Raw genomic sequence first — 12,903 nt, forward strand, 5'->3', positions numbered from 1 at the left:
CTGTTATTCTGTTGCAGTCATTTTTTCCGACATTTGCACCGTTGTTTGTGTTAAATCCAGCAGTTCGCGGATGGCCACAAAGAACATGGTGTAATTGAGCGATGAGGCAGCCCGTAAATCGGCAAGAATTTTTTTCCAGCGCTCAATAAGACCTTCGTTCTTTGTTGCCCAGATTTCAAAAGATTTTTTGAAATCACCTCGGGCACCATTAAACTGCAGAATGCCTGCTGTCAACTGACGATGCTGCCAGTCCAAATCATCTCTCAATGCTTCTCGCGAGAGTGATTCCCATTGATTTTCCGTTGGATGCGCAATCACACGCGAGCGAATCCAGGCGAGTTCGAGAAATTCACTGACCCAGAAATAGGCCTCAGAAACCTTTGGAATTTCCAGTTCAAGTTTTTGTGAAATATCAATGAGATCCATGGCGGCAAAAAGACCGCGGGTAATGGTAAGTTCATGCGTCAGAGATGGCGGAACGCCAAGCGACAGATAGTGATCGTAGTGGCTCTGGTAAATAGCACGATGCCCCTCGCCAAGCACGACCGGTGCTGTTGCTTTCAGTTCACGAAGTCCCGGAGCGTACTGTGCCACCGCATGGGTGATGTCCTGACGTGTGCGCAGGTTACGCAGGAACCAGCGGGTGGTTCGGCGCATGAGGCGCACATAGGTCATCATCATCTCATTCTGGTTTTCCGTAGAGACTTTACCGTCAAGCGCCTGAATCTCTTCCCAGATGGTCTCAAGGTCCATCGCAGCACGCGCAATCATGAAGGCACGCACAATCGCTGATACCGGAGCGCCGGTTTCATCCTGCAGGCGGTAGACAAACGTGAAACCCATCTCGTTAACGATGATATTCGAGAGCTTGGTGGCAATGATTTCACGTCGTAATGGATGCGCTTCCATCTGTTTGGCGCAGGATTTATGCAGGGCCTTTGGAAACATGCTGAATAATACGCTCTTCAAGAACGGATCTTCAGGCACATCAGACGCGAGAATCTGCTCTTTCAGAATGGTTTTGGTGTAACACATCAACACGGCAATTGCCGGTGCGCCTAATCCCTTGCCAAGGAGCTTGCGCTCAATCAGCGATTTTTCATCAGGCAGGAATTCAATGGCTCTGTCCAGTTTTCCTGACTGTTCAAGCTCGTTGATGTAACGGCGTTGCAGGTCAAGCGCACGCACACCCTGTGAATCAACAAGGCTGATGGCGCGGGGCTGGAGGTAATTATCCCGAAGAACGAGTGCCGCCACTTCATCGGTCATGGCGCTCAAAAGCTCATTACGCTGCTTCAGAGTCAAATCACCGGCCGCTACCATGGCATTCAACAAAATCTTGATGTTCACTTCCTTGTCGGAACAGTGTACACCGGCTGAGTTATCGATGAAGTCGGTGTAAATTCTACCCCCTTCAAGCGCATACTCCATGCGCGCAAGCTGCGTAAGCCCAAGATTTCCGCCCTCGCCAACGACACGGCAGCGCAGCGTATTGGCATTCACTCGCGTTGCATCGTTGGTGCGATCGCCAACATCCGCATTTGACTCGGTACTGGCTTTTACAAAAGTACCAATGCCCGCACTCCAGAGTAAATCAATGCGCGCCCGCAAAATGGCACGAATCAGCTCGTTTGGCTCAATTTCAGAAGCGTCAATATCAAAGCGCGCCTTCATCTCAGGACTTACCGGGATAGATTTCGCGCTGCGTAAAAAGACGCCGCCACCTTTAGACATGCGCTTTTTATCGTAATCATCCCATGTGGAGCGCGGCAGATTGAAGAGGCGTTGACGCTCTACAAAACTGCTTTTGGCATCGGGATTCGGGTCGATGAAAATGTGCTGATGGTTAAATGCCGCTACCAGCTGAATATGAGGAGAGAGCAGCATGCCATTTCCAAACACATCCCCCGACATGTCACCAATTCCAACAACCGTGAAATCGGTTTTCTGAATGTCGATATCAAGTTCGGTAAAATGGCGCTTGACCGATTCCCACGCACCTCGCGCGGTAATGCCCATTTTTTTGTGGTCATAGCCGACTGAGCCGCCAGAGGCAAAGGCATCACCGAGCCAGAAACCATATTCATGGGAAATTTCGTTGGCAATGTCTGAAAACGTTGCCGTACCCTTGTCAGCCGCTACCACGAGGTAGGGGTCATCGCCGTCATGACAGACTACGCCCGCAGGTTTTTGCACCTTGCCCTCAACGTAATTGTCGGTAATATCCAACAGGCTTCGAATAAAGAGGCGATAGCAGAGTATGCCTTCAGCCATCATGTCTTCACGTGAGGGATTAGCCGGCATCTGTTTAGGCACAAAACCGCCCTTCGCGCCACTCGGCACAATCACAGAGTTTTTAACCTGCTGTGCCTTCATGAGTCCTAAGATTTCCGTGCGAAAATCTTCGCGCCGGTCTGACCAGCGCAAACCACCGCGCGCAACCTTTCCACCTCGAAGGTGAACTCCTTCCACACGCGGGGAGCACATGAAAATTTCATAAAGCGGCATGGGTTTTGGCAATCCCGGAACCGCCCTGCTGTTCAGCTTGATGGAGATATAATTTCGCGGATTGCCCGCCTTGTCCATCTGATAATAGTTCGTGCGCAGAGTGGCAAGAATGGTGTGGACATACTGGCGGATAATGCGGTCTTCATCAAGGTTCGTTACGGCATCAAGATCCGCAATAATTTGTTTTGCAAGTGCGTCTGTACGCTCTTCGCGTGACTCCTCCTGATTGAGGACAAAACGCAGCTCAAATAGCTCCACCAGTTTACGCGCGAGTGCGGGGTTATTGTTGAGTGCGTGCTCAATATAATCCTGACTGAACGTAAAGCCAATCTGGCGGAAGTAACGCGCGTAGGTTCTCAATACACTCACCTGTCGCCAGTCGAGACCGGCTGCCAGAACAAGCTGGTTAAAGCCGTCGTTTTCAGCATCCCCAAACCAGACTCGGGCAAAGGCATTTTGAAAACGCTCCCGAATTTCATCAGCCTCAACATGCGCGATACCGGTATATTCGAGCGCAAACTCATTAATCCACGTAATTTTGCCATCCTTGAACTTCAGTACATACGGACGCTCACTGATAGCCCGTAAACCAAGCCGTTCCACAATCGGTAAAACATCAGAAAGCGGTATGGTGGTATCATGCTGATACACCTTCAGGCGAAAGTGGTTCTGAGGCTCATCTACCGGGCGGTAAAAGTTCATGCCAAGCGGCATTTCTGGTGTGAGGGTTTCCACATGCCGAATATCATAAACGGCTGTGCGTGGCGAAAACATTTCGCTATAAGCAATTGGAAATGCATCGCGGTATTTTACAAAAAGCTGATTGGCAGTTTCTTCGCCAAACGCATCCCCCAGCTGATGCTGCAAATCATCCGTCCATGAACGACCGGCTTCAATCAGTTTTTTCTCAATTTCCTGCAGATTAAAGGCTGGAATGGCTTCAGGGTCAAGGCGCACAATAAAGTGAATCCGCGCAAGCACTGACTCTGAAAAACGGGTATAAAAACTGATTTCTGTGGCGTTAAAGCTCTCGCGAAGAATTTCTTCCATCTCCTGACGCAACAGCGTGGTGTAACGCTCTTTAGGAACATAAACCAGACAGGATATGAAACGGCGATAGACATCCATGCGTGCAAAAAGCCGAATGCGTCGACGCTCCTGCATGTAGAAAATGCCCATGGAAATTTCGAGCAGTTCCGCTTCCGAACCCTGAATAAGATCGTCCCGCGGCAGCGTTTCAAGGATGTTAAGGAGCACCTTGCCCGCGTGACTTTTGGGGTCAAAGTGCGAACTGGTCATCACGTTTGCGACCTTGTGACGCAGAAACGGAATGTGTCGCGGGCTGGTGTTATAGGCCGCTGAGGTATAGAGGCCGATGATGCGACGCTCACCAATGACCTTCCCTTTTTTATCAAAACGCTTGATGCCGATGTAATCGGTATACACATCCCGATGCACGGTCGCGAGCGTATTGGTCTTTGACACAACCAGAATATGCGGTGACATGGTCAGCTCGCGGGCCTGGGGTGTCATTGAACTGATGCTTCGAGTCACGGATTTATTGAGTGTCGCGCGCAGCACGCCAAGGCCTGTTTGCGGAATGGCGCGCAGCACCATTTCCTGACCTTCCTTGCAAAGCTCGTAATCGCGCACGCCAAGAAAAGTAAAATGGTGGTCTTCAATCCACTGCAAAAATGCGCGGGTTTCGTTCACTTCTTCGGCACTGATGGTGGCAGGAATGTTATCCATTTCAACAATGGCCTCGCGGACACGCTCACGCATCACACTCCAGTCATCCACTACCGCGCGGTTGTCTTCAAGGGCCTTTTCAATCGTGCGATGCAACTCTTCAAGGAGCGAGCTGTCAGTCTGGCGGTCAATTTCGATAAACACAACCGCTTCGGTGATGTTGGCTTTAGGGGCGCTTCCCTCACGCGGCCATACAGCCGTTACTTCATTGGCCGCATTACGGGTCAGGCGCAGTCCGCCCATATGAATGATAAGGTGTGAGGCAAACCCCATGCGATTGACTATCATGCGCAGGGAATCAACGAGAAACGGCATGTCGCGGCAGACCACCTGAATCACCGTGTGCGTGGTCTGCCAGCCGTGGCATTCAAAATCGGGGTTATAAATACAGACTTTGTCGGTATCAGAGGCGCGCGTTGCAATCTGCGACCAGAGGTTAACCGCCGCGCCGTAAAGATCGTCCGTCTCCAATTCTCGCAAATCTTCAAGCGCCGCCGTTCCATAGAATTGACGCACAAATTCAGAACACATCACGGCCTGCTCTGGAGGCATGCGCTCCATAATCCGGGAAATAACCGCATCGATAAGCAGGGTTTTGCCTTCTTCAAATGTGTATGACATTCAATCACCTCGTTTCGCAGGGTAGTTTGCGATAAAAAATAAACGTGCGCTGCCACGATGCCTTACAAGGCAAGCCGTGAATCAACGCACCACAAATCCTGATAATGGTTCAGATTTTCGCATTGCGCAACCAAATGTCAACCACGCTGTCAAAATCCGCTCATCCAATGAAGACCCGGGTACCTGCCTGAACCCAGTCCGCAAGAGCGATGATATCCGTGTTACTGACACGAATACAGCCATGCGAGCCGGGAATGCCAAGCTGTGTGGTGTCCGGTGTGCCGTGTATATAAATGTAGCGCGCCAGACTGTCAACCTCGCCGCCAGAATTTTTTAACGGTTCAAGCCCTTCAAGCTGCAAAATGCGGGTCAAAATCCAGTCTCTATCGGGAAATTGTTCAGCAAGTTCTCTCGAATAGATTTCCCCGGTCCATTCTCTGGCTACAAAAACACTGTTCACCGCGGCATCAAGCCCGATACGGGAATAAATGCGGTGCCAGCCACGCGGCGTACATTCACTCCCCATTTTTTCGCCAAGACCTTTTTTAGCCGTTGAGACGGGAAACACCCACAGTAACTGTCCTTTCTCAAAACAATGCATGGTCTGTGTTCGGGCAGATATGTGAATCAGCTGGCGACTTTCTTCCGTTTCACCCTGCATATACACCTACTGTCTTAATGTTGACAAATTCCAGAATGCCCTCACGCGACAGTTCACGCCCATAGCCTGAACTGCGGATGCCGCCAAAAGGTAACCGCGGGTCAGAGGCCACCATCGCATTCACATAGCACACCCCGCTTTCTATCCCGTGCAGCGCTATCGCCTCTCCCCGCTTGAGATTGCGGGTAAAAACAGCGGCTCCAAGGCCAAAGCGGCTCTGATTTGCGAGCGACACGGCCGCATCGTTATCGTCTGCTCGTACAAGCGCAATCACCGGGCCGAAAACTTCTTCCTCAAACACAGGACTGCCAGGCTCTACGTTATCAAGCAGTGTGGGCGGGTAGAAAAATCCAGGACCCGCGGGGAGCGTGCCACCCTCGAGGAGTGTTGCACCGGCAGCAACAGCGCGCTGCACCTGATGATGCACGGTGTCACGCAAATCTTCGCGTGCAAGCGGCCCCATGCGCGTTGAGGGATGCAGCGGGTCACCGGTATGCCATTCTGCCATTTCATGTCGAATGTGAGACAACAGTGCATCGGCTATGGAATCTGGTGCTATTACGCGCTTCGCAGCAATGCAGACCTGGCCACTGTTGCTGAGGCGCGAGGTCACTACCGCACGGGCAGCCGCCTTCAGGTCGGCATCATCAAGAATAACATATGGGTCGCTGCCACCAAGCTCCAGTACCACTTTCTTCAAAAATCGCCCGGCCGTTGAAGCCACTGCACTGCCACCACGCGCGCTTCCCGTAAACGTAACTGCAGCCGTATGCTCATGCGCGATAACCTCTGCCGCCTGCTCATCACTCAGCACGAGGTGCTGAAATACCCCTTCGGGAAAACCCGCTTCAAGAAACAGTTCGGCAATCGCCTGCCCACAGCCTGCTGTTATGGGGGCGTGCTTCAAGAGCGCGACATTACCTGCCATCAACGCAGGAACAGCAAATCGAAAAACCTGCCAGAAGGGAAAATTCCAGGGCATGATGGCAAAAACCAGTCCGAGCGGCAACGGGTGGACGGTGCTTTTAACCGTTTCCGTTCGGATACTGCGTGGGGCGAGATAGCTGGCTCCTTCGGCGGCATAATGCTCACAGAGGAAGGCGCACTTCTCAATTTCCGCCTCTCCCGCCGTTACCGGCTTTCCCATTTCTGTCGCCATGCGCACAGCATGCAGCGGTTTTTGCTCACGCAGGAGAGCCGCAAGCCGGCGTAAAAGGCCGGCTCGCGCGGTGAGACAGGTTCCGCGCCAATGCAAAAACGCCGTTTGCGAACGCGCCATGGTTTCATGCATCATTGCCGTTGTTGCATATGCCACTGGCGGCAGGAGTGCACCTGTGGACGGATTTCGTGTCGTTATCATGTTATCTCTGCGAAAGCGTTGTAAACATTTCATTCTTGCACATCCGATTTGATTGTTGGTACTATTTTGTTTTGAGTTTCTCCAGCAAGGTGTGAACGGTCATTTTCGCGCGTTGCACAACTTATGCTCAACAAGGGATCTTCATGACAAACACCAGGGCAGCCTTTACGCGTTCCCACCAGTTATTGGCCTGGAGTGTACACCTCTTTACAGCAACCGCCGCATGTCTTGGCATGCTGACACTCGTTGCCATTTGTCAGCAGCATTACACACAGGCGCTGTGGTTCATGGCAGGCGCTGTAGTTATTGATGCGGTTGATGGCACGTTTGCACGCCGTGTACGCGTTAAATCGGTGCTTCCCAATCTTGATGGGGCACTGCTGGATAACATTGTCGACTACCTGAACTATGTCATTACCCCAGGTTTCTTTCTGTTGATGCGCCCGGGAATGCTGCCCGCTGATTTTGCAGTCTGGATTGTCATGGCCATTGTTGTGGTTTCGGCTTATCAGTTTTGCCAGTCCGATGCGAAAACGCCCGATCACTTTTTTAAAGGCTTTCCCTGCTACTGGAATATTACGGTCTTTTATCTTTACATTTTTAATACCGGCATGGAGACAAACACGCTGGTGCTCCTGACTCTCTGCATCCTGATTTTTGTCCCTGTTAAGTACGTCTACCCCTCGCGTCTTGATTATCTCACCGACTCACGCCGCCTTAAGTGGTTGATGCATGCTTTTTCCCTTATCTACGGTACGAGCTCCCTCATGGTGCTGTGGCACTTTCCGGGGCACGATAGGGGCTGGCTCATGGTTTCCATCGGTTATGTCGTGATTTATCTGGCACTCAGCATCTACAGAACCTGTTCGCCACTTTTGCAAAACCGATTTACCATGGCGAAGAACCATGCACCGGACAGTTAAATTTCTCCCTGTAGGTGCTTGCCCTGCTTCGCCGTTATTGTTGACATTAGATTTCAGGAGTTTTCATGGTACGTTTGTATTTACCAGTTCTTGCCCTTGCCGCCGCCAGTGCATTTGCTTCACCCTTTCCGAGAGGCTGTGAGGTCACAGGCTTTTCTTTTACACAAAACTACCTGACGCTTAACGAATCAGGGCAGCAGACTTTCTATCTTCTGCAAAACCGCAGCAATCGCCCGATTGGTATCCGCCGCGTAGAAACCAGTGACGAATTTATGACTCCCTCGCTTGATGTTGCACTGGCACCTGATGCGTGGGCCGCTTTTGCCTCGGATGTACAAAGCATGTATTTCGAATGTTTTACGCAGGACGCCGACAACGAAACTCCAGGAAGCTGTCGCGAACTGCTTGAAATCTGCCAATACCCAAGGGTTCGTTTTGCCCTCAGCAACATGGGCAACTACTGGGTTTCTGCCAATAAATCTCAGCAGGAAATTATCCAGGACGCTGTCGCCAAGGGAATTTACCTGCGCTGGTGAGGCTTTAAACGCTTGAGGAAATGCTATGGCTAAAACCCCATCATCCATGGTTCCACTGGGAACGTTCGCGCCGATGTTTGAGCTGCCGGACGTACAGACTGGAAAGATACTTCGACTCGCAGATATGCTCGGCGAGTATGCAACCGTGATTTGTTTTATGTGCAATCATTGTCCGTACGTCAAGCACATCGAGGATGTCCTTGCATCGGTATCCCGCACATACGAGGCGCCTGGTGTCTCGTGGATTGCCATCAATTCGAACGATGTGGAACGCTACCCGGACGATTCGCCACTGCATATGAAAGAACTCTGCAGGGAAAAAGGCTATACGTTCCCTTATCTTTTTGACGAAACTCAGGAAGTCGCCAGAGCCTTTGGCGCCGCCTGTACCCCGGATTTTTTTGTGTACGACAAAAACCGGACACTGGCGTATCGCGGGCAGTTTGATGATTCCCGTCCGGGAAATAACATCCCGGTTACAGGCAGCTCACTGACTGACGCTCTGGATGCCCTGCTGGCCGGCAACGCCGTATCTACAGCGCAAAAGCCAAGCCTTGGCTGTAATATTAAATGGAAAGATGCATAAAGGAAGGCTTTATCACCGATGCCGCATGTTTCGCCGAAGGCGCTGCTTGATGACGTAAATCAATTTGCGACCGACACACTGGAAGGCTACCGTCCATGGTACCACTGGCTTTGTCCCCGCAATGCCGGAGTCGCGCGTGTTGTGACGGAAGTGGGGTATTTTCGCGAGGGCAAACTGCGGCTTTCAACCCTCCTGAAACGGCTTGAACCGCCTCCAGATGCTCCAGAGCCCGCCCTTTCGGCGCGTCTTGAGAGTGTGCGTGAATATTGCAAAGAGGTCTTTCAGCGCCACCCTGAACTGTTATTCAACGCGATTATGTCAGGCTGTGCCATTCATACCATTGCCATCCTCGACGTGCTTCAGCTTTTCCCCCCGGAAGAACAGGGCATTTTTTTCCGCTGGACAACGGTTGAGACGCAGCGCAATGTTTTAATGCAATGCCTGCGTTTTCAAAAGCAGGCTTTCCCGGTACTTCTCAAGGCTGCTTTTGCCACGTCGCAATCACATATTGATGCGCATCAAGGCTCGCAACATCATCAGCTGATTTCTGATTTACTGACTCACAGCATGGTTTATGGGCATCGTACCGATGCACCACTGCTTGTTTATGCCATATGCTACCACGCGGAGCATGTATCGATAATTTGTGATGTTATGAAACATCTACCCAACGTGACCGCGATACTGACTCAGACGCTCTACACTAATTCGCTGGAAATCCCGCGCGGCAATGCGCTCTGGCATGCTGCTAAAAGACTTCCAGAGAGACTCGCTGAACTGCTGATGCTCATGCCTTTAGAGGAGCGCATACAAAGTGTGCGTGAAACCTTTGGAGAATCGGCACTCCGGTTTAATTTCGAAACGCTTGATGCCTGCAAAAACGCCACTCAGGACCTGCATCGCATTGCCCTTGAAAAGCCGCGAGGCGTGCCGCTCAAACTGCAATTCCTAAAGCCCATATCTTCCCTGTCTGTCTCCCCCCTTGAAGCGAAAGAGGACTTAACGCTCAGGGCCTGAGTGCACAAGGTCGAGCACATCTTCGCCACAGTAAGCGGCTATGGCCATGCGCGTGGCTTTGCGAAGACGAACTACTTCCTCCCATCCCGAACCCACAGGCTGTAAAGGCTCTCCAATGGTAACGGTAACGCTCGCCGGGCTAAAAAGGTATGAGCCAGTACGCAGCCATTTTCGGGTGTTGGTCAGTGAAACTGGAACAATCGGTACGTTACTGTCCACCGCCAGTTGAAAGGCACCCGAACGAAACGGACGCAGGCCACTTGCAAAAGTAAATGTGCCCTCAGGAAAGAGGGTGACTGAATCACCTGCAGCCAGAGCTTCACCAATCACGGCTGTATCCTCGAGATTTTTTGAAAACTCAAATCGGTCAACTGACAGCATACGAAGCTTTTTCAAAAAGAGCGAAATCCCCGGGCTTTTCATGAGCTCTTTTTTACCGACAAACCGCGTACCGGCAGGCAATACGGCTTGAAGCACCAGTGCATCCATGTAACTCGCATGGTTTGGACAATAAATACACGCTCCCTCTATGGGCTTATCACTAAGATTTTTCACACGTACAGGCACCAGCAACAACATGCATAATCCGCGCGCGCATACTTTTAACCAGCGTGCCGCCAGTTTCTCAGGCATGAGAAGTGCCGGGGCTGCTGACAGTAAACCCGGGATTGCAATTATCAGTACGCTGTAGAGCGTATAGAGTACTCGCATGAGAAATCGTGGCCAGCCACGCACTCGCTGGTAGAGGGAGCGCGCAACCAGTTTTGCAGCCTGCAGCGACATGCTGGCATGTTTGTCGCCTAAATCTCCCTTTAGATAGGCCTGCTTACAGGCAGAACGCTGCAGTTTGCCACTGGATGTTTTTGGGATGCTTTGTGGTGGCACCAGCACGACTTTGTCCGGTGGAACGCCGAGTGCGAGGCTCACTTCATGAGTGATTTTACCCTCGAGCGCATGAAGGCCTTCCTGACTCTTATCGGCGGTTTCCGCCACAATTACCAGATGCTCGGTACCCGAATGTGCGTTTGAGACACCAAATGCCACCACACATCCGCGACGAATGCCAGGAATTTTACCCGTTACATCTTCAATGGTTTCGGGATAAAGGTTACGACCGGCTTTAATAATCAAATCTTTTTTACGACCAGTGATGTATAAGTCACCATTGGCAATATAGCCCAAATCTCCCGTGTCCCACCAGCCATCGTGCCATGCCGCAGCCGTGGCCTTGAGGTTACGGTAATATCCCTGCATGGCAGATGCCCCTCGAAACTGGATTTCTCCAATCTGACGCTCGCGAACTGGCTGACTCGCTGCATCAACGATACGAATTTCACTGTCTTCAATGGTGCGTCCCAGAGAGACAAATTCTACGGCATCCCCGCTGCCCGCAGGCTCTGCATAGCCTTCTGTTTCGAGGCGCTCGCGCTTAACACGGTCAATAATAAGTTCCGAACCCGGCACTGGAAAAGAAAGTCCAACGGTATTTTCAGCAAGGCCATAGACTGGATAGAGTGCGCTCTTCTGGAGGCCATACTTTTTAAACGTCTCATAAAAGCGGAGCAGCGTCTGGCTGTTAACCGCCTCCGCGCCATTTAACGCCAATCGCCATGAACTGAGGTCAAGGCCTTCTATGGCTTTGGGGTCAATTTTTTTGACGCAAAGGGCATAGGCAAAATTGGGACCTGCGGAAATAGTTCCACGGTGATAATGTATTGCCCACAGCCAGCGTTCAGGACGATTCAGGAAACTAAGCGGAGAAAAAATAGTAATTGGGATGCCAAAATAGAGGCTGCCAAGCCAGCTCATCAGCCCCATGTCATGGTACAAAGGCAGCCAGCTGACAAGAGAATCGCGCGCGCTGACTCCCATGGCCTTTCCTGATGAACGTATGTTTGACAGCATGCTTTGGTGTGTTATCAACACGCCCTTAGGATCGCCCGTACTTCCCGATGTGTATTGCACAATAACCGCATCTTCCGGGCGTCTAACTGTGCGCGAAGCAATGGGCTCATCATTCCCCAGTGAAGAGGCCAGTACGACTGCGCGCAGGCTGGGCACACTGCTTTTCAGGAGTTTGCCGAGCATGGAGGCGCCGGCAAAGGTTACAAGACAGCGCGCTTCTGCGTTGGCGAGAATGCGCGACTCACGCATCGCGTACTCGAGCAGCCTGTCGGGACGAAACGGTGGATACAACGGCACAGGAATCGCGCCAGCGAGCAGTATCCCCATGAAAGTTTTAAAAAACTCAAATCCCGTAGGTAACATAATGGCAACTGCATCATCATTACCTACCCCAAGCTTTTTCAGACCAGTGGCAACACGCTTTGCTGCATCAAGCAACTCCCCAAAGGTGAGCGGGAGTTCTTGTCCGCCCTCCTCCACAAGGTACATGTGTACCCTGTCAGGCTCTTGTTCTGCATGGTGATAAAGCACATCCACCATAGTCTCCAGTGTATCAGGAGAGAGCAGCTGCAGGGTCGTTTCCTGCAGCAGAACGGATTTTACAGCCTCTGAAGGGAGGTCGGGTTTTGCAATTGCTGCCGCTTCTGCGATGGCACGCAGGGTATCTGACTGCGCCATTACCGCATCAGGAAAACGGATATCAAGGTTTTTTTCAATGCGGGTAAACAGTTCAACCTTACCAAGAGAATCTATACCAAGATCATTATCGAGCGATGCGTCAAGCGAAACGGCGCTAATAGCCCGTGACATTTCCTGCTCTTTAAGAAATTGGCGGGTAATAAAGAGAATAGCAGCTTCAGACTCTCTCTGACGGTCTTGTGATTCCATGAATCATCCTTATCTCATGCGGTCACTGAAGCGTAACCTTTCACCACGTACCCCGAAAAGTGATATTTGGCGCATAATGCACTATGGACAACCTGCACTCAAATCTGGCTTTTCCCCTTAAGCATTCAAAGTATGGTGAATTGTCACAC

At 51.3% G+C, this 12,903-nt stretch carries 8 protein-coding genes; 4 read left to right on the top strand and 4 right to left on the bottom strand.

Annotation, left to right across the window (positions count from 1 at the left end; all coding sequences use genetic code 11):
- Positions 1 to 3 precede the first annotated feature (3 nt).
- From E4T54_RS01365 to E4T54_RS01375, 3 genes are all read right to left on the bottom strand, one after another.
- A complete protein-coding gene (locus E4T54_RS01365) occupies positions 4 to 4,878 on the bottom strand; it encodes an NAD-glutamate dehydrogenase (protein WP_028386143.1) in 4,875 nt (1,624 codons plus the stop codon).
- A 160-nt stretch (positions 4,879 to 5,038) separates the two neighbouring features.
- Complete coding sequence (locus tag E4T54_RS01370; protein ID WP_035901989.1) at positions 5,039 to 5,539, bottom strand: L,D-transpeptidase; 501 nt, start codon at positions 5,537 to 5,539, stop codon at positions 5,039 to 5,041.
- Entirely contained in the window at positions 5,529 to 6,932 is a 1,404-nt protein-coding gene (locus tag E4T54_RS01375; RefSeq protein ID WP_244924875.1) for an NAD-dependent succinate-semialdehyde dehydrogenase, read from the bottom strand. The genes E4T54_RS01370 and E4T54_RS01375 overlap by 11 nt, the downstream gene beginning before the upstream one ends.
- A 110-nt stretch (positions 6,933 to 7,042) precedes the next feature.
- On the opposite strand from E4T54_RS01375, the gene pcsA reads away from it, so the two are divergent.
- From pcsA to E4T54_RS01395, 4 genes are all read left to right on the top strand, one after another.
- Entirely contained in the window at positions 7,043 to 7,822 is a 780-nt protein-coding gene (gene pcsA, locus E4T54_RS01380) for a phosphatidylcholine synthase (RefSeq protein WP_028386140.1), read from the top strand.
- Positions 7,823 to 7,887: 65 nt separating this feature from the next.
- Entirely contained in the window at positions 7,888 to 8,358 is a 471-nt protein-coding gene (locus E4T54_RS01385; RefSeq protein ID WP_028386139.1) for a hypothetical protein, read from the top strand.
- A 25-nt stretch (positions 8,359 to 8,383) separates the two neighbouring features.
- Positions 8,384 to 8,944, top strand: a complete 561-nt coding sequence (locus E4T54_RS01390) for a thioredoxin family protein (RefSeq protein WP_028386138.1) — start codon at positions 8,384 to 8,386, stop codon at positions 8,942 to 8,944.
- 18 nt (positions 8,945 to 8,962) lie between these two features.
- Positions 8,963 to 9,961: a hypothetical protein gene (locus E4T54_RS01395; protein ID WP_028386137.1), complete on the top strand. Its 999-nt coding sequence runs from the start codon at positions 8,963 to 8,965 to the stop codon at positions 9,959 to 9,961.
- Here the strand turns inward: E4T54_RS01395 and E4T54_RS01400 are convergent.
- Positions 9,944 to 12,754: an AMP-binding protein gene (locus tag E4T54_RS01400; RefSeq protein ID WP_028386136.1), complete on the bottom strand. Its 2,811-nt coding sequence runs from the start codon at positions 12,752 to 12,754 to the stop codon at positions 9,944 to 9,946. The genes E4T54_RS01395 and E4T54_RS01400 overlap by 18 nt on opposite strands.
- Positions 12,755 to 12,903 lie beyond the last annotated feature (149 nt).

Source organism: Legionella geestiana, from assembly GCF_004571195.1.
Lineage (GTDB): Bacteria > Pseudomonadota > Gammaproteobacteria > Legionellales > Legionellaceae > Legionella_B > Legionella_B geestiana.

Bases quoted from the DNA above. Each gene is read 5' to 3' on its own strand.
- E4T54_RS01365 (WP_028386143.1), bottom strand. From the start codon at position 4,878: ATGTCATACACATTTGAAGAAGGCAAAACCCTGCTTATCGATGCGGTT.
- E4T54_RS01390 (WP_028386138.1), top strand. From the start codon at position 8,384: ATGGCTAAAACCCCATCATCCATGGTTCCACTGGGAACGTTCGCGCCG.
- E4T54_RS01370 (WP_035901989.1), bottom strand. From the start codon at position 5,539: ATGCAGGGTGAAACGGAAGAAAGTCGCCAGCTGATTCACATATCTGCC.
- pcsA (WP_028386140.1), top strand. From the start codon at position 7,043: ATGACAAACACCAGGGCAGCCTTTACGCGTTCCCACCAGTTATTGGCC.
- E4T54_RS01400 (WP_028386136.1), bottom strand. From the start codon at position 12,754: ATGGAATCACAAGACCGTCAGAGAGAGTCTGAAGCTGCTATTCTCTTT.
- E4T54_RS01395 (WP_028386137.1), top strand. From the start codon at position 8,963: ATGCCGCATGTTTCGCCGAAGGCGCTGCTTGATGACGTAAATCAATTT.
- E4T54_RS01375 (WP_244924875.1), bottom strand. From the start codon at position 6,932: ATGAAATGTTTACAACGCTTTCGCAGAGATAACATGATAACGACACGA.
- E4T54_RS01385 (WP_028386139.1), top strand. From the start codon at position 7,888: ATGGTACGTTTGTATTTACCAGTTCTTGCCCTTGCCGCCGCCAGTGCA.